General features: G+C 54.7%; 22 protein-coding genes. 16 read left to right on the top strand and 6 right to left on the bottom strand.

Annotated elements, in window-relative coordinates:
- The first annotated feature begins 68 nt into the window (after positions 1–68).
- From mntR to AV656_RS10825, 3 genes are all read left to right on the top strand, one after another.
- Positions 69–506: a transcriptional regulator MntR gene (gene mntR / locus AV656_RS10835; protein ID WP_063181844.1), complete on the top strand. Its 438-nt coding sequence runs from the start codon at positions 69–71 to the stop codon at positions 504–506.
- Positions 507–508: 2 nt separating this feature from the next.
- Positions 509–1,384 (top strand): S1 RNA-binding domain-containing protein, encoded by an 876-nt coding sequence (locus AV656_RS10830; RefSeq protein ID WP_063181842.1) that lies wholly within the window; start codon positions 509–511, stop codon positions 1,382–1,384.
- Between the two features lie 71 nt (positions 1,385–1,455).
- Positions 1,456–2,367 carry a DUF1002 domain-containing protein gene (locus AV656_RS10825; protein ID WP_063181840.1) on the top strand — a complete coding sequence of 304 codons (912 nt, stop codon included), beginning with the start codon at positions 1,456–1,458 and terminating at the stop codon, positions 2,365–2,367.
- Positions 2,368–2,427: 60 nt separating this feature from the next.
- Here the strand turns inward: AV656_RS10825 and AV656_RS10820 are convergent, their stop codons facing one another.
- Entirely contained in the window at positions 2,428–3,150 is a 723-nt protein-coding gene (locus AV656_RS10820; RefSeq protein ID WP_063181838.1) for a DUF3784 domain-containing protein, read from the bottom strand.
- Positions 3,151–3,288: 138 nt separating this feature from the next.
- Here AV656_RS10820 and AV656_RS10815 point away from each other — a divergent pair, with 138 nt between their 5' ends.
- The 3 genes from AV656_RS10815 (at position 3,289) to AV656_RS10805 (ending at position 5,414) form a co-directional block, all read left to right on the top strand.
- Positions 3,289–4,254: a ring-cleaving dioxygenase gene (locus AV656_RS10815; protein WP_063181836.1), complete on the top strand. Its 966-nt coding sequence runs from the start codon at positions 3,289–3,291 to the stop codon at positions 4,252–4,254.
- Positions 4,255–4,296: 42 nt separating this feature from the next.
- On the top strand, positions 4,297–4,581 hold the full coding sequence (locus AV656_RS10810; protein WP_063181834.1) for a GNAT family N-acetyltransferase: 285 nt from the start codon (positions 4,297–4,299) through the stop codon (positions 4,579–4,581).
- A 344-nt stretch (positions 4,582–4,925) separates the two neighbouring features.
- A complete protein-coding gene (locus AV656_RS10805) occupies positions 4,926–5,414 on the top strand; it encodes a DUF4064 domain-containing protein (RefSeq protein WP_063181832.1) in 489 nt (162 codons plus the stop codon).
- Between the two features lie 99 nt (positions 5,415–5,513).
- Here AV656_RS10805 and AV656_RS10800 read toward each other — a convergent pair whose 3' ends face one another.
- Positions 5,514–6,008, bottom strand: a complete 495-nt coding sequence (locus tag AV656_RS10800; RefSeq protein ID WP_063181830.1) for a GNAT family N-acetyltransferase — start codon at positions 6,006–6,008, stop codon at positions 5,514–5,516.
- Between the two features lie 110 nt (positions 6,009–6,118).
- Here AV656_RS10800 and AV656_RS10795 point away from each other — a divergent pair, with 110 nt between their 5' ends.
- The 6 genes from AV656_RS10795 (at position 6,119) to AV656_RS10770 (ending at position 10,118) form a co-directional block, all read left to right on the top strand.
- On the top strand, positions 6,119–6,574 hold the full coding sequence (locus AV656_RS10795) for a GNAT family N-acetyltransferase (RefSeq protein WP_063181828.1): 456 nt from the start codon (positions 6,119–6,121) through the stop codon (positions 6,572–6,574).
- A gap of 59 nt (positions 6,575–6,633) precedes the next feature.
- Positions 6,634–7,080, top strand: coding sequence for a hypothetical protein (locus AV656_RS10790; RefSeq protein ID WP_082818714.1), 447 nt, complete (start codon positions 6,634–6,636; stop codon positions 7,078–7,080).
- A 118-nt stretch (positions 7,081–7,198) separates the two neighbouring features.
- Entirely contained in the window at positions 7,199–8,104 is a 906-nt protein-coding gene (locus AV656_RS10785; RefSeq protein WP_063181826.1) for a diacylglycerol/lipid kinase family protein, read from the top strand.
- A gap of 25 nt (positions 8,105–8,129) precedes the next feature.
- Entirely contained in the window at positions 8,130–8,918 is a 789-nt protein-coding gene (locus AV656_RS10780; protein WP_063181824.1) for an AraC family transcriptional regulator, read from the top strand.
- Between the two features lie 65 nt (positions 8,919–8,983).
- Positions 8,984–9,748, top strand: coding sequence for a membrane protein insertase YidC (yidC, locus tag AV656_RS10775; protein WP_063181822.1), 765 nt, complete (start codon positions 8,984–8,986; stop codon positions 9,746–9,748).
- A gap of 118 nt (positions 9,749–9,866) precedes the next feature.
- Positions 9,867–10,118, top strand: coding sequence for a hypothetical protein (locus tag AV656_RS10770; RefSeq protein ID WP_063181820.1), 252 nt, complete (start codon positions 9,867–9,869; stop codon positions 10,116–10,118).
- Positions 10,119–10,142: 24 nt separating this feature from the next.
- On the opposite strand, the gene AV656_RS16690 is transcribed toward AV656_RS10770, so the two are convergent.
- Both AV656_RS16690 and AV656_RS10765 read right to left on the bottom strand, forming a co-directional pair.
- Positions 10,143–10,268 (bottom strand): hypothetical protein, encoded by a 126-nt coding sequence (locus tag AV656_RS16690; RefSeq protein WP_269447388.1) that lies wholly within the window; start codon positions 10,266–10,268, stop codon positions 10,143–10,145.
- Between the two features lie 81 nt (positions 10,269–10,349).
- The gene (locus AV656_RS10765; RefSeq protein ID WP_063181818.1) at positions 10,350–11,501 is read right to left on the bottom strand and encodes an MFS transporter; all 1,152 of its coding nucleotides are present in this window, start codon (positions 11,499–11,501) and stop codon (positions 10,350–10,352) included.
- Between the two features lie 127 nt (positions 11,502–11,628).
- Between AV656_RS10765 and AV656_RS10760 the strand changes: the two genes are divergently transcribed.
- Positions 11,629–12,516 (top strand): M15 family metallopeptidase, encoded by an 888-nt coding sequence (locus AV656_RS10760; protein WP_063181816.1) that lies wholly within the window; start codon positions 11,629–11,631, stop codon positions 12,514–12,516.
- Positions 12,517–12,741: 225 nt separating this feature from the next.
- Here AV656_RS10760 and cls read toward each other — a convergent pair whose 3' ends face one another.
- Positions 12,742–14,193: a cardiolipin synthase gene (gene cls, locus AV656_RS10755; RefSeq protein WP_063181814.1), complete on the bottom strand. Its 1,452-nt coding sequence runs from the start codon at positions 14,191–14,193 to the stop codon at positions 12,742–12,744.
- Between the two features lie 191 nt (positions 14,194–14,384).
- Between cls and AV656_RS10750 the strand changes: the two genes are divergently transcribed.
- On the top strand, positions 14,385–15,776 hold the full coding sequence (locus AV656_RS10750) for an L-cystine transporter (RefSeq protein ID WP_063181812.1): 1,392 nt from the start codon (positions 14,385–14,387) through the stop codon (positions 15,774–15,776).
- Positions 15,777–15,816: 40 nt separating this feature from the next.
- On the opposite strand, the gene AV656_RS10745 is transcribed toward AV656_RS10750, so the two are convergent.
- The gene (locus AV656_RS10745; protein ID WP_063181810.1) at positions 15,817–17,061 is read right to left on the bottom strand and encodes a helix-turn-helix domain-containing protein; all 1,245 of its coding nucleotides are present in this window, start codon (positions 17,059–17,061) and stop codon (positions 15,817–15,819) included.
- Positions 17,062–17,468: 407 nt separating this feature from the next.
- Between AV656_RS10745 and AV656_RS10740 the strand changes: the two genes are divergently transcribed.
- Together AV656_RS10740 and AV656_RS10735 are read left to right on the top strand one after the other, a co-directional pair.
- Positions 17,469–18,788: an MFS transporter gene (locus tag AV656_RS10740; RefSeq protein WP_063181808.1), complete on the top strand. Its 1,320-nt coding sequence runs from the start codon at positions 17,469–17,471 to the stop codon at positions 18,786–18,788.
- A gap of 99 nt (positions 18,789–18,887) precedes the next feature.
- Positions 18,888–20,549 (top strand): bifunctional diguanylate cyclase/phosphodiesterase, encoded by a 1,662-nt coding sequence (locus tag AV656_RS10735; RefSeq protein ID WP_197462248.1) that lies wholly within the window; start codon positions 18,888–18,890, stop codon positions 20,547–20,549.
- Positions 20,550–20,666 lie beyond the last annotated feature (117 nt).

Below are 20,666 nucleotides of genomic sequence, written 5' to 3'. Positions count from 1 at the left end.
AACCGGGCCGGGCGCTATTGACTCCGTGCTATAATGGACGGACAGGCAATGGAAGGGGCGGTTCTGGCATGGCGACGCCGAGCATGGAAGACTATCTGGAGCAGATCTGGCTGAAGTCAGCCGAAACCGGGGAGGCTCGCGTTTCCGACATAGCGGAGGCGCTTGAAGTCCTGCCGTCATCGGTGACGAAGATGGCGAGAAAGCTCGACCGGGAAGGCTACATAGTTTATGAACGCTATAAAGGGTTAATATTAACTTCAAAGGGTGATGCGTTCGGCCGGAAGCTGGCCGGCCGCCATGAGCTGCTTGAACGCTTTCTCCGTCTGATCGGCGTGGACGAAAAACATGTCTACAACGATGTCGAGGGGATCGAACATCACCTGAGCTGGGACGCAATCGACCGTATCACCGAACTTGTACATGTCCTCGAGGCGAATCCGGCAATGCTGGACCAGCTGGAGAAGTATCGTGCGGCGGGCGGTGCGGATGAAGAAAGGGAGAGATAAATATGGCAAAGGCGGAATCCGGGCGAATCATCGAGGCGCTCGCGGAACGGCAGGAAGGCTCCCGCTGGGTGTTGTCCTGTGACGGACAGGAATTCAATATGAATGCGTCAGAAGCGCCCGAAGAGCTGAACGAAGGGGACAGGCTGAAAGTATTTCTCCACCCGGACCGCCGGGGCAACCTTGTCGCAACGAGCCGGCTGCCGCGTATGGAAGTCGGTTCGTACGGCTGGGCCGAAGTGATCGACACGGACGGGCGCGACGGCATCAGGACGGATATCGGTTCGTCCGTCGAAGTCATCGTCAACCCGAAGGACATGCCGCAGCTGAAGGAGCTCTGGCCGGAACCGGGTGACTGCCTGTACATGACACTCCGTACGGACAAGGGCGGCAACCTGTTTGGCCGGCTCATCACCGAGGAGCACGCCAAAGACGAGTACGTTGACGCCCCGGCAGCTCTTTTCAACAAGAACTTGAAGGCCCGGGCGTACCGGCTGCTTCCGGTCGGGGCATTCATGCTAAGCGAGCCGCAGAAGTACCGGATTTTCGTGCACCATACCGAGATGAAGTTCGAGCCGCGGCTCGGGCAGGAAGTCGAGGTTCGGGTGGTCGGCATCCGTGATGACGGCTCGCTGAACGGTTCCCTTCTTCCACGGAAAGAGGAGCGGATCGGTGATGATGCAGAAACGGTGCTCCGCTATCTGAACGGAGCAGGCGGAAAAATGCCGTTTACCGACAAGTCGGCGCCGGAGGAGATCGGCGAGATGTTCGATATGAGCAAAGCCTCGTTCAAGCGGGCGATCGGCAAGCTCTTGAAAGAACGTAAAATCGTGCAGGAAGACGGCTGGACTTATTTGAAGGATGCCCAGCGGAATTCGTGAAACTTTTTACCCTCCCCGCCCGTTTATATGGGTGGGGAGTTGCTTTTGCATCCAGGAAAGGGGAAAACCTGATGAACAAGAAGAATAGATGGGCATTGCCCGCAATATTGGCAATGGTCCTTTCGATGTTGGTGGGTCCTGCCGTATCCGCGGAGCCCGCAGTCGATGAGCGCCTCGGTGTTCCGATCGTCGTGTACGGCGCAGATCTGACCGCCGACCAAAAAGCGAGCGTGAAGACCAGCCTGAAAGTGGAAGAGGAAGCGGAAGTTGAGGAAATCACCGTTTCCGGCCAGGACCTGGGCAAGTACATCCAGGGAGCCAATCCGCGTGCGCGGATGTATTCATCCGCGAAAATCACGGTGACTGAGCCGGGAAGCGGACTCGTGATCCAGATTGTCACCCCGGATCATATCACTCAGGTGACGTCAGATATGTATGCCAATGCGATGCTGACGGCCGGTATCGAAGATGCCAATGTCGATGTCTCATCACCGAAGCCGGTTTCCGGACACTCCGCGCTGGCGGGAATCTACAAGGCATATGAGGCCAGCGGAGGCACACTCGATAAGGAGCGGACCGACGTTGCAAACGACGAGCTCACCGTCGCGACGGAGCTTGCCGAAAAATCCGGTGTCGACGAACAGAAGGTGACGGAACTTCTCACCGAGCTGAAGCAGCAGATCGCCGAGCAGAACCCGGCGACGAAGGAAGACGTCGAGCGCATTGTCAACGAGCAGCTCGACAAGCTCCAGATCGAGCTTAGCCCTGAAGACCGTCAGCTCCTCATCGACCTGATGGACCGTATCCGTCAGCTGGATATTGACTTCAGCAAATGGTCCGATCAGCTCGGACAGTTTGCTCAGGATTTCAATGATAAATACGGCGATAAAATCCGTGAGACGGTCAACGATGAAGGCTTCTGGCAGAAAGTCAAAGACTTCTTCAACAACCAGATCGACTCGGTCCGCTCGCTGTTTAGCTGAATCTGAAAAAAACGGATGCCCGGCAGTTTTGCCGGTGCATCCGTTTTTAATCGGGCAGATTCAGTTCGTCTTATCCTGCAAGCGGTTATGCCAGCTCTTGGTCTCTTCCGGCTCACTCCCCGTGAGGAATACCGGGCGTCCGGATGTCTCGATCAGCAGAATGGGAGTCTGCTTTGAATCAACGAAAAGTAGGGAGGAGCCGTGGCCTTCGACAGAAAAATGCCCCTTGGAAAAGTCGGCAAAGCCGAAACCATTCTCTTTGTAGCGGACTGTGGGCATCGTGTCGAGCAGTTCCGCAGATCGGATGTCCCGGTAGCGAATCTTTTCACCGTACATTCCGGAAATCTCCATAGCCGATTCTCCAAATGTGACATCCGGCTGCCTGGCACCGGTAAAGAGAAGGGCTGAAGTCCCCCCAATCACCACGGCTGTCAGGATCACCGAAGTGAGGAGGGCCCGCTTTCTCTTGTGCGGGACTTCGCGGCGGGAGAGGATGATGAACCCGCCAAACAGCACAAGCATCATGAAGGCCATCTGCACTTCGAATGTATAGCGGAAGCCGGTCAGGCCCAGCGGCATCAGGAGAAGAAGCCCGGCCGCGATCATGAGGAACATTCGCCCGACGCCCTGCGGATAGCCGTTATCAATCAGTTGTTGCTGCTCTTCTTCGGGTCGTGTGGCGAACCCGGAAATGAACAGGTAGGAACGGCGTTTCAGGATGAGATAGGCGAACAGGGAAAAAAGGATGATCAGGAATGCTTGGGTCCAGAAGATAAGTGACATGATCAGGTTCCTCTCCTGTGAAGATATCGATCTTTTAAGTGTATAAGGGAATCCTGCTGATTGCAAAATGACACGAAAGGGTATAGGATGGAAAGAACAAATCATCTTGAATTCGAGATAGTTAGGGGAGAATCAACTATGCAACTCGGAGGAATTCACCATGTCTCGGCCATCACGGCCAGCGGGGCAAAAAACCACGACTTTTTCACAAGGGTACTTGGCATGCGGCTCGTCAAGAAGACGGTCAACCAGGACAGCACTTCGATGTACCACCTATTCTATGCAGATGCGGAGGGTACGCCGGGAACGGATATGACGTATTTTGAGATTCCGATGGCTGGCCGCACCTATCCCGGGGTCTCTTCCATCAGCAGCACCGGATTCCGGGTCAAATCTGAGGAAGCACTTGCGTTCTGGATCGGCCGGTTTGATGAATTGGGCGTTGATCATGAAGAGATCCGTGAACGCAACGGCCGCAAGACGCTTTCCTTCACCGACCATGAAGGATCAAGGCTGATGCTCATCGCGGATGACGGCTCGGGTGTCCCGTACGGGATTCCCTGGAAGAAGTCAGATATTCCTGAAGAATTTGCGATTGTCGGGCTCGGTCCTGTAAAATTGACAGTACGCCACCCGGAGCGGACGGAAACTGTCCTGACGGAAGTGCTGAACTTCAGAAAGGCGGGGACCTATCCGTCCGATGTGGCCGGCATGCCGGACTTGATCGTGTATGAGACCGGCGAGGGAGGAGCGGGTGCGGAAGTGCATCTCGAGACGCGTCCCGATCTGCCGCCGGAGCGGCCGGGCAGGGGCAGCGTCCATCACGTCGCCTTCCGGGTTCCGACTTTCGAGGATTATGGCAGATGGCTGGAGCGTCTGGAGCGGGCTGGATTCCAGACGAGCGGCAAGGTGGACCGGTATTATTTCCGGTCGATTTACTTCCGTGAGCCGAACGGCATCCTGTTTGAACTGGCAACGGATGAGCCGGGCTTTGACTCAGACGAGCCGATGGACGCGCTTGGGGAAACATTGGCACTGCCGCCGTTCCTTGAGCCGCGCCGCCGGGAGATTGAGGCGTCACTCAGCCCTCTGGAGCTTGACTGAGCGTCTTTCCGGGTACACAAATGGGGAAAGGGGAGTTGAATCATGGAGTTTGAACTAAAGGAACTGGGCAGCGACGCGTATGCATTTGTGCATGAGGAGAACGGCAAGCGTGATGCGGAAATCACCTGGACGATGATGGGGGATGTCATGGTCATGGACCACACATTCGTCGACCCGTCCCTCCGGGGAGGAGGCGTCGCGAAAAAGCTGCTCGACCGTGCAGCCGACTACGCGCGCGAAAAGAACTACAAGATGGAAGCGGTCTGCTCATATGTCGTGACGGCTTTCAACCGCTATGACGAGTATGATGACATCAAGGCAAAATAAGAACACAAAAAAAGCAATCCGTTCCGTTTAATCGGGGTGGATTGCTTTTTATGTTTGGCTGTGATTGATCGTCATAAAGTCCTCCTTCAGAATGTGATGAAGAGCAGGATTGCAGTGAGAACAGACGATCCGGCAATGGCATACATAGCATCGGACTGACTGAAGATGAGTTTCTTTTCCATGGGTCCGTCTCCCCCTTGTTCATTGGTATGATAGTCTAAATCTACCCCTCGAAATGTATGGGTAAACCTTCCATATTCATTCCTGAGAAAAAAATTGAAACCCTGCGTGGTCTCAATCGTATGAAGAAAGTAGAATAAAAGAAAAAGAAGAGGTGCTGCCAAATGGAACCAAACTCTTTAAACCGCCCATTTAAGCGGACCGGCGAGCGGGTCCTCGGGATCATCGGTCTGGTGTTCAACGTAATCGGAATCATCCTGACGTTCGCTCTGAACAATTTTATGAAAATGTTGAGCACTAATCCGCAGTTCCAGCAGGAATTCGAAGCTGAAATCTGGAATGATCCGACGCTCACCGAATCAGACGCACAGGCGATTGTTGATATGGTGTATTTTGGGATGGACTGGATGGTCAGCTTCGGGTGGTTCTTTATCGCCGCTCTCGTCATCAGTTCGGTGCTGATCGTGATTGCCCTCATTCAACTGAACAAGAATGCGAAACTGAGCGGCATCCTGTTCATCATCGCCGGTGTGCTGGCGGGAATCTTGACGCTTTCGTCCATCCTGCTCTATATCGCGGGGATCATGTGCCTCGTGCGCAAGCCGCCCGTTGCGGAAACATCCTATGACAATGACCAAATGCGTCCGCTCTGATCAACCAAATTGAAGTACCCGGCCCTGCCTATCGGCGGGGCTGTTTTAATTGCATTCATTTGACTAATTAATTTTGGGCGGACAGAAAAAAGCACCTGCTCATACAAGAGCGGGTGCTTTGAGATAAAAGACATATTGTGCAGTGGATGTCGGGTAACCCTCGAACAGCTCGTCAAATTCCTCGATAAGTTCGAACCCCTGCTTTTCGCAGAACAGGCGGGCCCCTTCATTCAGGCTGTCAACGTAGATGAACAGCTGGCGGCCGTCTTCAAGGGTGGAAAGGCCGGCTTCGAGAAGTGCCGTGCCGAAGCCCATGCCCTGATAATCCGGCAACAGGTAGATATCGGTCAGTTCTGCATCGCCGTCTTCGTCAACGTGTGTGAAGTTGGCAAATCCGACCGGGCGCCCTTCATGTTCCGCGATCAGCATCGTCGTCTTTTCCAGCCGTTTCATCATCATTGGAGAAGCATAGGCTCGCGTGAGGAAGGACTGCTGGACATCCTCCGGCAGGATGTCCTGATACGTATCATCATAGCTGACCGCCGCGATCTGCCGGACGGTCTCGAAGTCATGTCGTGTCATCGAACGGATCATGGAAAAGGTCACCTCGGCAATAGATTTCCATCAACTATAACAAATTAATCGCCCCTCCGATATATGTTGTGGAATAATGTAATCAAATTGAAATGAAAGAAGTGGAACAGATGGAGTGGACGATCAAAAAGTTTGCGGAACTGACTGCGGACGAACTCTATGAAATCCTCAAACTGCGGGTGGATGTGTTTGTTGTCGAGCAGGCTTGCCCGTATCCGGAGATCGACGGACATGACCGGGATGCCCTGCACCTGGCCGGCCGGGAAGGCAATACGCTCGCGGCCTACGCGAGGGTGCTTATGCCCGGTGCCGTACATGAAGATCCGGCAATCGGCCGCGTCATTGTCAGCAAATCCTACAGGGGAAAAGGGATTGCGCGTGAACTTGTCGAAAAGGCAAAAGAGGTTTCCGCAGATCGGTACGGCGAAATCCCGGTGCATCTTTCAGCGCAATATCATCTGAAAGATTTCTATGCATCCTGCGGATTCCGGGCAGTTTCCGAACCGTATGATGAAGACGGTATCCCCCATGTGGATATGCGGCTCATGGTTTCTGGAGGCAAATGAAGGGGTATACTTCACTATGAACCCATTTATGACTGAAACTGAACTGGAGGATGATGGAAATGGCAGGCAAAAACAAGAATCTTTTATTGGCAGGTCTCGCGGCGGGTGCCTACGCGTATTTCAGCAAAAAGGAAAACCGCGACAAGGCAATGGTCGCCTTCAATAATCTGAAGACAAAAATGGATTCCTTTGTGGAATCCCAGAAGGTGAACCGAAACTACGAAGATACGAAAGCTGGCCTTTCCGATCCGTATGACTTCCAGGATAATGACATGGTGGCGGAAGGCGCCCAGACAAGCGTCCACTACTACAACCAGGAAGTGGAGGACAAAAAGAACATGAAAAAGAATCCGGACGAAGACGGACTGTACAAAAAGAAGGAAACCGGCGAGCCGGCAGGCCAGCAGAAGGCCAGCCTCGGAAGCAATGAGGACACGGCCGAACAGCTCAAGGAGAACACTGATTCCGTCGCTGCGGAAAACCGGGTCAAAACAGAAAATCTGTAAGCCGGAACAAACCGGAAGCCCATCCGATAAGGATGGGCATTTTTTTGCATAAATGTGTGAAAAACAACCATGTTTGGGTATAGAATGAGTATTTAAGAAAACCGGAAGGGCGTGTGTCATGGAAAGAAAGAAGGCGGTGTTTATCCTGAACCCCTCTTCGGGGAAGGCACGGGCGGAAACCTATCGTGAACAGTGCGTACAGGTACTGCTGGGGATGGGCTATTCCGTCGAGGTCCGATCCACGGAGAAGGAAGGCGATGCGACCGCCTTCGCCCGGGAAGCGGCAATGAGCGGATGCGCCCTGGTCGTTGCCATGGGGGGCGACGGTACGGTTAACGAGGCAATCAACGGACTGGCCTCAGAAGAGGAACGTCCCGATTTTGCCCTGATCCCGCTCGGCACGGTAAATGACTTTGCGAGGGCTCTGTCAATTCCTCTGGACCCTGAGGAAGCAATCCGCAGGCTTCCGGAGTTCGTTGCAAGGCCGACCGACATCGGCTTGGCCGGCGGACACTATTTTATGAATATCCTTGCGGTCGGGAGCCTTGCCGAAGGTGTGATGGATGTGCCGGTCGAGGAAAAGACACGGTTTGGCCCTCTCGCCTACGCGGCTCATGGTTTCCAGACACTGCTGTCGGATGAGGGGAACCGATTCACCATCACTCATGACGGAGGCAAGTGGACCGGACAGGCGTCGCTCGTCCTTGCGGCCCTGACGAATTCGGTGGGCGGCTTTGAGAAGATGAATCCCGATGCCAGGACGGACGACGGGCTGCTCCACCTGACAGTGATCAAGCATATCAGGCTGCAGGGTCTGCTGAAAATGTCTGTGTCACTTCTCCTGGGAAAGCTGCAGGAGGAGGGCGCGGTCGAGAAGATCCGGACGACCCGTGCGCAGATCGAATCGGATGAGCCGCTTGCCTGCAACATCGATGGTGACGAAGGAGGAGCAACGCCGCTCAAAATCGAGGTTCTGTTCCGTCACCTGAAGATACTTGCCCCGGATACAACGGAAGGAGAATGAACATGAGGAAAAGAGGTGCAACAGAATGAAGGACCCGGGTCTGCAGTACATGACAAACCTGTTCATGGACCGGGTCGAAGTATTGAAGGCATATGAACGGAGCGAGGACTTCTATCATCTCGAGAAGGATTTGCTGGAAGCGGTGGCCGAAGGGGACCGTTCAAGGGCAAAGGACCGGCTGAACCGGATTGTCCTGATGGTCAAAGACATTGCCGGTGACCGGTGGGTGAAAGATGTTTCCAATTACTACATCATTTTCGCCGCGCTGACTGCCCGCTTCCTCATGGTTCCGAAGTTCCCTCCGGAATGGGCGGTGGCGACAAACATCACCGCAATGCGGATCGTGGACCGCAAGTCGGGAAGTATGGATATCACTGAGACCACCAACGATCTCATCGAATTTTTTATCCACGTACTGGAGGGCCGCGAAAAGCCGGAACTTTCCCATCCGATTGTCAACGACATCATCCATTTCATCGATGCCTCGATTGAAGACCCCATTACCGTCGATCAGCTGGCAAAGCGTGCCGGCATCAGTACGAGCCATCTTTCACGCATTTTCCGTGAACATGCCGGGCTGACGCTCATCGATTACATCAATATGAGGAAAATCGAAGAGTCTCAATTCTTTATCCGCAACACGGATATGAAGATTGCAGAGGTCGCGGAGCGCTTCAGTTTCTGCAACCAAAGCTATTTCACGAGGACGTTCAAAAAGTATACAAATGTGACGCCCAAGCAGTTCAGGGAGCGCAATGACATTGATTACTTTACATCGTATGTCCCGGGAAGCGCCGAAACGGCCGGAACATAAATTGAAAAGCCTGCAACGGGTGGTGTATACTACTCTATAGTCTAAAAAAGTTGTAGGTGAATCGATTGAATAAGCGCATCGGGCTGATCCTTACACTGGTAGCCGCAGCGTTGCTCCTTGGCGGATGCTCCAGCGTCGAGAACAAGGAAGGCACGTTCTATAATCTATTTGTCCGGCCGATGGACTGGTCCCTGGAATCTCTCGGGACATTCTTCAACGGCAACTACGGACTGGCGATCATCGCCATCACAGTTATCATCCGCCTGATCCTCATGCCGCTTATGCTGAAGAACTACAAGACCCAGCAGGCGATGAAGGTGAAGATGGATGCTCTCCGGCCAGAGATGGAAGATATCCAGAAGCGCATCAAGGAAACAAAGGACAAGGACGAGCAGATGAAGCTTCAGCAGGAAATGATGGGGCTTTACCAGAAGCACGGCGTCAACCCGCTGAACATGGGCTGTCTGCCGGTCCTGCTCCAGATGCCGATCATCATGGGCCTTTATTTTGCCATCTTGTATTCCGAGGACGTCAAGACTCACCAGTTCCTCTGGTTCAACCTGGGATCTCCGGACGTGGCCATGGCCCTCATTGCCGGGGTCGTCTATCTCCTGCAGGCACGCGTCTCGCTCTGGACGATGCCTGAACAGCAGCAACAGCAGATGAAGATGTTCATCTACATGTCCCCGATCATGATCACGTTCATCTCCTTCACGGCGATGTCCGCACTTCCGCTCTACTGGGCGGTCAGTGGTGCGATCCTCGTGATCCAGACCTATATCGGGCGGAAGTTCTACTACGAAAATCCGGAAAAGGCAGTGGAGCAATAACCCGCTGAACCATTCCGGCAAGAACATCAGAACAAACGGCAGTGGCCCGGGAGTCTCATGGCGAGGCCGGGTTACTGCCGTTTTTTTTATTCAAACTGAAGAAGAGGGGGATGAGGGGATGACGAGAGAAAAGAGGTGGATGTTCGGAATCGGGATCGTGGTGGTGTTCATATTGACGCTGGTCTTTATCGTCCGGCAGGCGATGCATGCTGCGGGTCTGTCGATGGCACTTCTGTTCGTCCTGACGAACACCGCGCGCGCCGCCGGGTTCAAGGAGCGGGGTATGATGAGGGAAGCGAGATGGATGAATTTGCTGGCCGGGTTTTTCGGCATCCTGTTTATCGTCCTGGCGGTCATGCTCTTTATCTGACTGTTACATATAAAAACGCGCCGGTCACTTCTGACCGAGCGCGTTTTCTGTCTTTGTGCCCCTTGCCGGGACCAGGCGTTCCCGTTCCGCGAGCAAAGCATCCAGCTTTTCCATCAGTTGAAGTATATCCTGGATCGAGATCGGTTTCATCAATATGCTCCTTTGCCCTCATTTACAAGACTATACGGACGGAGAACTGGGTATTTGTCCGTAGTTCAATAAAATAGTCTTTTAGTAGGAGAATTGCTTTCTTGTTTTAAAGACGATCAGTGCGGCAGGGACCGTGCAAATGACCATGCTGAGGAAAGACAGGCCTGGCCGAACTTCGTAAAGGGCACCGCCGAGCAGTGTCAGGAAGGCAGTGCTCAGGCTCATGGCAAATGCCGCATACAATGCCTGAGCCGGTGCAATCAGGCGGGTCGGAAGTTTCTCGGAGATGTAACGGATAAACGCCACATGCGCAATGCCGAACGAGGCCGCATGCAAAGCCTGAGTGAGGGTGAACATCCATACCGTCGGCACGAGGAAGATGAGCACCCACCGGAGTGTTGAGCCGCCCGCGGCCAGCAGGAACATCCGGGATGCCGGCATGTTGCCGAACAGTCGGTCTGCCATGCCGAAAAACAGAATTTCAAACAGTATCGCGACATTCAGAACAAGGCCGATCGTGAAACTGGCTACGCCCAGGTCTTCCAGGTAAACGAAGCCGTAGTTATAGTAGGAGGCGTGCGCCCCCTGGAGGAGGATCGAGACAGTAAGGACGGTCAGGAAGCCGCGGTTGCTTACCAGTTCCCGGAATGCGCCGGACCGCTTTTCCGGCGGGTTTCCGTGTTCCTCCCGGGTGAGTGACGCAGGGGTGGACGTGTATTGCGCACCCAGCATGAAAAGGAGGCCGGCAAACATCGTCCAGAGGATCGCTTCGTTGCCGAACAGGGCGGTGACCGCTCCGATGAGAAGCACGGCTGCCATAAAGCCGGCCGAACCGAAAGCACGGCTCCGGGTGTAATTGATCCGGTCCTTCTGGATCAGGACGGAGGCACTTGTCTCCATCGCCGGCAGCAGGTTCGGGTACACCACGTTAAACGCCGCGGTAACGATGAGGATGGCTGTGTAGGAGCCGGCGGGTATATAAATCAGGGCGATCAGGAAAGAAAGTGCAACCCCCGCTTTCATCACACCGGTGATCGGGAATCGCCTGGCTGCGGCAGGAAACAGGAAGAGCGTCGAAAACGCCCGGATGAACATCCCCGCCCCCATGACGGCCCCTGCCTCGAAGACGGTGAGGCCTTTGGCGGAGACGAGCCAGCCTGTCCAATAGGGGAGGAAAATGCCCCATGTAAAGAAGAACGCGAAGAAATTCAGGGAGAGCCAGCGTGATTTCAAATCGGTATCCTCCGCAAGTAATAGATTCGTCACAAAAGAATCATAGCATAATGGAATTCTGCGCGGAATGCCGCCGGATATGGTACGATAGACCAACGGAAATTTCATGAAAGAAGGGTCACCAAGAATGGGCAGAATGGGTGCGCGGAAGCAGAATCGCGAGCGGAAAGGCATATGGATCGCGGTCCTGACCGCAGTTGTACTGCTGATCGGCGGAGCAGCGGTGTTTGCCGGCATGAACAACTGGGATGCCGAAAAGATCAGAGGCGCGCTCGGGGGCGGTACGTCCGGGCAGGAACAGGGAACGGACCGGATAACACAGGAACCGGACAGCGACAAGGGAACAGCCGGGGAGGAAAGCCCGGAAGACGGTCAGCTGCCTGCAGGCGGCACGCCGGATCCGGAGCCGGATCCGCTTGAAGGCATCGGGGAATATGTGGAGGGCCTTGAACTTCCGGCAGAACCCACCTATATTGACGGCATCCTTCTGGCGAATAAAAAGTACCCGCTTCCTGCCGGCTTTGCGCCCGGTGAGAATCCGGAAGCACGGGAAGCATTCGAAGAGATGGCTGCGGAGGCACTATTGGAAGGGTATGACCTGGACGCTTTCAGCACGTTCCGATCTTTTGATCGCCAGACAGAACTGTACGACCGGTATGTCGAGCGGGACGGTGTCGAGGCGGCTGATCGCTACAGCGCGCGTCCTGGGTATTCGGAACATCAGACCGGACTCGCTTTTGACATCGGCGAGGCAACCCAGCCGGAGCATTACGCCCGCGAATCGTTCGGTGATACACCGGCGGGACAGTGGCTTCTTGCCAACGCCCACCGGTTTGGCTTCATCCTGCGCTATCCGGAGGGCAAGGAAGACATCACCGGCTATATGCATGAGTCGTGGCACTATCGCTATGTCGGCAAGGAAGTGGCGGGAAGGATCCAATCGCTCGGCATTACCCTTGAAGAATATCTTCTGGTGCCGGATGGCCGCGTGAAACCATCTGATCCGGAGAAATAAGCAGCGACCCGCTTCTGCAGAAAACGTACTGTTGGCCGGATAACAAACGCCGGCTAGGAGTAAGGGGTCTTGATTTGGAGTAAGCGGACTGGATTTGGAGTAAGGGGTCTTGATTTGGAGTAAAGGGTCTCGACTTGGAGCAGCGGTCACCGACATGGAGTCAGCCCTTAAAAAGAAATAAAGCCCTCCTGCACGGAAAATACGTGCAGGAGGGCTTTTTCTCGTTTATAGAATGGGGGACAGGAGCCGGGAGACCGATTCCTTGAAGCGGATGTTCGTGTTGCGGTTTTGGTAGGCTTCCAACGTCAATTCAGTGGAAAGACGCATATCCTGCTCAAACAATTCCGCGAGTTCATGGGATTTTTCCCGGTCATAGATGAATGCATTGATTTCGAAATTCAGCTTGAAGCTCCGGACATCGATGTTGGCGGTTCCCACTGTCGCCACTTCATCATCGACCACGATCATTTTTGCATGGATAAAGCCATTTTCGTAAATATAAACCTTTGCGCCCGCGCGTAGCAGGATGCCGACATGGGAATAGGTCGCCCAGTACACAAACATATGGTCCGGCTTGTTCGGAATCATGATGCGGACATCGATGCCCGACAAACAGGCGATCCGGAGCGCATCGAGGAAGCTCGCATCCGGGATAAAGTACGGCGTCTGGATATAGATGTACTTTTTCGCCAGATGAATCATCTTCAGGTAGCCGTCCTTGATCTGCTCCCACTGTTCGTCGGGGCCGCTGGATACAATCTGAAGGCCGACGGTGCCCTTCCGCGGGATTGCAGGGAAGTAGCGCTCATGGTACTCGATGTCATGGGAGGCGGAAGCCTGGTTCCAGTCCAGGGTGAACCGGGTTTGGAGCGGGTGGACCGCGCTGCCCTCGATCCGGAGGTGGGTATCGCGCCAGTAACCGAACCTGCGGTTCAGTCCGAGGTACTCATCCCCGACATTAAAGCCCCCGACGTAGCCGACGCGCCCATCAATGATCGCGATCTTGCGGTGGTTCCGGTAGTTCATCCGGGGGTTGATGAGCGGGAGGATCGCAGGGAAGAATGCTTCGACCTCTCCGCCGACCGCGGTAAGGTCGCGGAAATGCCGCTTTCTGAGCCCGCGCGAACCGATGTCGTCGAAGAGCACCCGGACTTTGACGCCGCTTTTCGCTTTCCGGATGAGGGTATCCAAGATTCGCTGGCCCAGATTATCAAGCCTGAAAATATAGTACTGAATATGGATATGGTCTTTGGCGTTTTCGAGGTCCTCAAGAAGTGCCTCGAACTTCTTGCCCCCGTCATTGAATATCCCGACGTCGTTGTCCTGTGTCAGGAGGGCGTGGTTATTCCTGAGATGCAGGTAGACCATATCCCGGTAATGAGCGGTATCGTCCAGCCTGAAATCGAATGTACCATCTTCGATGGCCTCGATCTGGTAGTTGACGAGCTGCTCGATCCCGATCTTGTTCCTGTCTTCCCAGCGGAACAGCTGCTTTTTCCTCAGCTGCCTGCCGAACATCAAGTATATGAAGAATCCGAAGACGGGGATGAAGAACAGGACCAGCAACCAGGCCCAGGTCGATGTCGCATCGCGCCGTTCGAGGAAAATCAGGGCAATCGCAAGGAAGATGTTCAGGATAAAGACCGCGACCGTGGCGTACGTGATGAACTGTGCCATGAAAACCTCCAGTTGCGTATGATCTGTCTAAGGACAGTATACCGTTAGCCCGACGAAAACACGAATGGAGCGGGAGAGAGAAGCCGATAAAACCTACTTGACTTATTGGATTAAACCTTATATTCTAGTGCTTGTGTTTTTTTTCATATCGTTCCTATCGGAAGGAACATATTATAATTGGAGGAATGACCATGAATACCTGGCTGGTTGTCATCAATGTCGCCGCCATGCTCGTTCTCATCGGTGTCTTGTTTTATATGCAGCGCCGGCATGTCTCGTTCTCGAACCGCGTCTTTGCGGGTCTCGGTCTCGGGATCCTGTTCGGACTTGCCCTTAATCTCATCTACGGGACTGAATCTGAAGTCCTGGCCGATTCTGTCGAATGGTTTAATATCGCAGGAACGGGCTACGTCCGCTTCCTTCAGATGATTGTCATGCCGCTCGTCTTCATCTCGATCCTTGCTGCGTTCACGAAAGTGACGACCGGCAAGAACTTTGGGAAGACAGCCGGCCTGATTCTCGGAATGCTGGTCGGCACTACGGCCCTTGCCGCCGCGATCGGCATCGGTTCGGCAATTGCTTTCAATCTGGATGCTTCCGAACTCGTGCAAGGCACTGCGGAAGTGGAGCGCGGAGCAGCGCTTGAGGAGCGCTCGACCGAAGTGGCCGACAAAACGCTGCCTCAGCAGATCACTGAACTGATCCCGTCCAACCCGTTTCTGGATCTGACCGGTGCCCGCCCGACTTCAACAATCGGTGTCGTCATTTTCGCTGCGTTCCTGGGCGTTGCTTATCTCGGCATTGCGCGAAAAGAACCTGAAAACGCCGCGATGGTCAAAAAGGGGATCGACGCGATCTATGCGCTCGTCATGCGTGTCGTCAAACTGATCCTCCGCCTTACGCCATACGGCATCCTGGCCATCATGGCCCGTACGGTAGCGACGTCCGATTTTGGGGCGATCGCCAACCTCGGCAAGTTTGTCATCGCTTCTTATGTGGCGCTGATCGCGATGTTCCTGATTCATCTTGTAATCATCGCGCTGAACGGACTGAACCCGATCACGTACCTGAAAAAGACTTCGGAGACGCTGCTCTTTGCGTTCACTTCCCGTTCCAGTGCGGGTACACTGCCGCTCAATATCAAAACCCAGACTGACCGTCTCGGGCTTCCGGATGCGACTGCGAACTTCGCGGGATCGTTCGGCCTTTCGATCGGCCAGAACGGCTGCGCCGGCATTTATCCGGCGATGCTGGCTGTCATGATCGCGCCGTCTGTCGGCATCAACCCGCTTGATCCCGGGTTTATCGCCACGCTGATCGTTGTTGTTGCGATCAGCTCGTTCGGTGTGGCCGGCGTCGGCGGCGGAGCGACATTTGCCGCGATCCTCGTCCTGTCGGCAATGAACCTGCCGATTGCTCTTGCCGGTGTGCTCATCTCAGTGGAACCGCTGATCGACATGGGCCGGACTGCCCTTAATGTCAGCGGTTCGATGACCGCAGGCGTCACGGCGGCCAACGTGAACAAGGAAGTCGACCGTGATGTCTACAACGGTGATATCCGCACTCAGCCAATCGACGCTTAAGTTTAAAAAGATGCCGTCCCGTAAATGGGCGGCATCTTTTTTATTTGGCTGTCAGCCGTTCATGGACCTGCTCAACCCGATCTTTGTAAGGAGTCCGGGGAAGGGGGGCAATGCGCTCTTGGACATCCCGGATCAGTGACAGGGCTTTGCCGGTTTCACCGGCTGCCCAGAGCGATTCCGCTTTATAGGCTTCCCCCTCCATGAAGATCGACAGGTCGATCGGGTGATGGATATACTCACGCGGAACAAGTGCGCGGTCCAGCGCCTCCAGCGCTTCCTGATGGCGGCCGAGTCCGGAAAGGGCCTTTCCGGTTTCAAGTGACTTATATGGAGAGTTGAGCGGGTTGGGCATGGCCTGTTCCGGATCATCCGGCCATTCCTGTATCCGACGATATGCTTCCTCGTAATCATTCCGGAATGAGTTCAGTTCGTGGACATCGAGAAACGTCAAGAAGCCTGCCGTTTCCTTGTCGTCTGCAAACTCCGCATATTGCCTGATCTTTTTTCGGTAGTGCCCGTATTCATCTTCCATCCCGGCCATGAGGGCGTGAACCGAAGCCAGGCGGTACCAGTCGCTCATATGGTAGTAAAGGTCATTCTCACGGGAAAAGGCCAGTGCCCGTTCCATAACCGAGACGGCCTCTTCCGTTTTGCCGACTGCATAAAGCAGAGCGGCCTGCAGGTAATCGAAGTCGAGGCGCGTCATCGGTTCGATGAAGAGCCCATTTTCCTCGAGTGCTGCCCGCTCCCGGATCAGCGTCTCCAGTGATTCTGCGTATCGGTGCTGTGCAAACAGCAGCTGTGCCCGAAACATGCCGATCGCTGCACGTCTCGGAACGATATTCAGTGAATCGTAGATGGCGGCCGCCCTGTTGATCGGTTCTTCCCACCCGTCCTCCTCCAGGTGATGGAGAGACCGTCCGTACATCTCGAGCAGCCGGCCGGATTCATAGCCTCCGCCCATTCTGCCGACATAAGGGCCGATGAGCCGGACCAGATGCTCCCGGGCTTCCTTCGCCCCTTCATCCAGCGCTCTGACTGAAGCGTATTCCTCAGCCTGATCCAGCAACTCTCTCAGTTCCTCCCGGCTGCTTTCCTCAAGCAGGTCAGAGGCCGGGACATTCAGCTGCGCGGCGATATGTGACAGGCTCTCCATGGAGGGCTTGGCTTTGTTGTTTTCAATGAGAGAAAGCATTCCCTTCGACATCTTCTCGCCGGCCAATTCCTGAAGAGTCATCTTTCGCTCTTTTCGCAGCCTGCGTATTCGTTCGCCCAATGTTTCCAAAAAGGGGAACACCTCCAATCATCGTGCATAGTTTAATTGTATTAAACAAATGCTTGCTTGTGAAGCGGAAAGCATGTTATAGTTTGTTTAACCAAATTAAACAAAGAAAAGGGAGAGAAAAACATGGAACATTCCATGACACTGCGCCGGGCAACCTCACATCTATGGAGATTGATTGCGGGCAGGCTCATTCTGTCATCTGAGCAACGGAGCAGGCATTCGGAATCACTGAAAAAACTGGAGTCCCCTAAAATGGATCAGCCCTGTATGGAAATGTTGAAACAAAGACGCTGGCTTTAAGGTCATTTTTTTTGCTGGATAAGTTTAATTAAATTTAACAACTGATTGTTTCAGGAAAAAAATGGTGATATGATGTATCCAAATTAATTGATCGAGGAGCGAAGAGAATGGAACAGGCCATGAAACGCCGGCGTGCCACTTATCATATCTGGACATTCACGGCGAGCAAGCTCATCTCCGCATTCGGTTCACAGGTCTACACGTTTGCCATCAGCTTTTACATCCTGCAGCTCACGGGGTCTGCGACCAGCTTTGCCATGAACCTGATCTGCAGCATTCTGCCGCGGACAATCGCTGCGCCGTTCGCCGGCTATGCCGCGGACCGCTGGCCGAAAAAGACGATTGTCCTCACCGCACAGGGGGCAACCGTGCTCGCGGTCGGCGGATTGCTTGCGGTCAGCCTGATTCACGGGCTTTCGCTCCCGGCTATTTACACCACTACGGCCATCATCTCGCTGGCCGCAACGTTTTCCGGAGTATCGTTCTCCGCAGCCATCACCGGCCTGGTGGATGAGGCGCGCATCCAGAAAGCCATGTCGCTTAACCAGATGTCGATTTCAATCGCCGCCATCGGTGCACCTGCAGTCGGCGGGCTGCTCTACGGTACCGTTTCAATGAGCCTGTTCCTGATTTTGTTCATGGCGGCTGAAGCGGTCGCGCTGGTCCTGGAAGCCACGATGAATTTCCGGCTCTTCAACCGCAAGGCGGACGCAGGGGAAGCGACCGGGGAAGGGCCGGCAAAGGAGCCGCTTCTGAAGAGCATGAAGGCGGGCCTAGCCTATCTGAAAACACAGCCGATCATCATGACCATCATCTGGATTTCGCTGTTCATCAACTTCCTGTTCGGGGCGTTTCAGGTCGGCTATTCCTACATCCTCATTGAAAAGATGAAGATGGCTTCTGAGCACTTCGGCCTGACGGAAGGGGCATTCGCGGTCGGGATGCTTCTGATGTCGGTGTACCTCAGTGTCAGGAAAGAAGTGAAATATCCGCTTCTCCTCTCCAAGTGGGGCATCGTGACGATGGGGCTCATCATGGCGTCTGTCGCATTCCCGCTCCTGGTGAACCTCCCGTACACGGGACTCTTCATCTTCTATGCGTCCGTCATGTTCGCATTCGGGCTGGTCATGATCCTCGTCAATACACCGATTCAGGTCATGATCCAGAAGCGCGTGGATGACGACTACAAAGGGCGTGTGTTCGCCATCCTGGAAACGATGGCGATGGCCCTTATGCCGCTCGGCACAGTGCTGTACGGTTTCCTGTACGACCTGCTTCCGGCCGAATGGATCCTCATGGTCTCCGCGTCCGTGCTGATCGCGGTTGTCCTGACCATGGCACGCCCGTCTGTGGTGCGGAAAGCGCATCCTGAACTTGCAAAGAGCCGCCAGGACGGTCCGGAGACCCCGGAGCCTGCTGCAGAATAAAGACGAATTACCGGACGGGCGAGTACAGCCCGTCCGGTTTCGTTTAACAGGATTTTCCTCTATAATGAAATCAAAGCCATGACGGAAGGGGGGATGGTGGTGGGGAGGCTGCAACTCAGTTTGATGGAACGGGTGTTATCCGAAGGCCTTGTTGAAATGCTGTTCATCATGAAAGTGGGCAGTGACGGTGAATTTGTCTATGAATGGATCAACTGCAAGGCCAGGGAAGAGCTCGGTTTCGGCGATGAGCATATCGGCAGGACGATCAGTGAAGTTTACGGCAAACAGGCCGGGAAAGACCTTGCGGATCACTACATAGAAGTCTCCCGGAGCGGCAGGCAGGCAGTGTATGAGGATCGTTTCATCGGTCCGGACGGCAAGGAGCGATACACGGAAGTCATGCTTACGCCTCTTCCTGAAGAAGGGGCGGTCCGGTACATTGTCGCACTTGTCAAAGACATCACCGCCAGAAAGCAGAATGAGCTGATGCGGCGCGAGATGATTCGCCGTCTGGAAGAGAGCACTTCCCGCTTTCGGGCACTTTTTAAGGACAACGGTGACGCCGTACTTGAGCTCGGGCCCTCCGGCGAGATTACCGGTGCGAACCCCGCAGCCCTCCGGCTGTTCGCAATGTCCCCCGAAACCCTTCTGGGAAGACTGTTTTCCGCCCTGATATCGGAAAAGGACCGGGGACTGGCAGAGGCTGCATTTCTCATGGCATCCGGCGGCGATTTGCAGGATGTCCGCATCAACATTCAGCCCGAGGATGGCCCGCCGGTCGGATGCCTTCTTAAATTCACGCCGGTCGCGCCTGAGGGGGAACCGATCGGCTATTATGCCAATCTGAAGGATATGCGCGAACTCGACAAGCTGGCGAACCTATATATGGAAAGGCAGAACCAATTCAAGATCATCACCGAAAACGTGAGCGACGTGATCGTCACGGTCGACGGCAAGTGGAGGCTGCTGTATGCTTCGCCTTCCGCCAAGACCCATTACGACTATGATGTGGAAGACGTTGTCGGGATGGATACGGAAGCGCTGATTCATCCGGATGACTTCCCTGAACTTGTCAGGGGGTACCGTGAAATTCTCGAAGGCCGGTCCGTCTTCCGCCTGCGCCTCCGCGTTCGCCATAGGAATGGACGCTGGATCTGGTCAGAGCTGAACGCTTCCGCCGTACGGGGGCCGAACGGAGAATTCCAGCACATGGTCGTTGTTGTCCGGGACATCAGCCGGCAGAAGGCGGAAGAAGAGCGGCTCGAGTATTATGCCTATCATGACCAGCTGACCGGGCTCCCGAACCGAAGGCTGTTCCTGAACCGCCTGGAGGACCGGGTCAACGAGTACCGAAAGACAGGGAAACGGTTTGCCGTTGCTCTGATGGACCTGGACCGCTTTAAGGAGGTCAACGACACATGGGGCCATAGTGTGGGGGATGATGTGATCCGGGCGTTTGGCCACAGGATCGAAAGTGCAATTGACCATGTGCTCGCCGCCCGCTTCGGAGGGGATGAATTTGTCATCCTCATCGCCGACTGTTCCAGCCGTGCAGAAGCTGAAACGCTTGCCGGCCGTATTATCGGTGTCCTCAGGGAGCCGATCGTCGCCGGGGGACACGTCATCCACGTCAGCACAAGTATCGGCATCGCTTTTGTCGGCCCGGGCCGCGCATCCACAGATGTTCTTCTTAAACATGCCGACCATGCCATGTATGAGGCCAAGCAGGCAGGCCCGAACCGCTGCCGGATCGTGGAGTAGCGAAACCAGGCGACGGTAGCGAGAGTCCAGGCAAGGACAGCGAGAGTCCAAGCAGGGACAGCGACAGTCCAGGCAAGGACAACGAGAGTTCAAGGGCAACGAGTGTCCAGGCGGCGA

It is taken from the genome of Bhargavaea cecembensis (assembly GCF_001619585.1).
GTDB lineage: Bacteria > Bacillota > Bacilli > Bacillales_A > Planococcaceae > Bhargavaea > Bhargavaea cecembensis_A.
The sequence above is the reverse complement of the archived record's forward strand: the minus strand, read 5'-3'. Positions and strand labels throughout refer to the sequence as shown.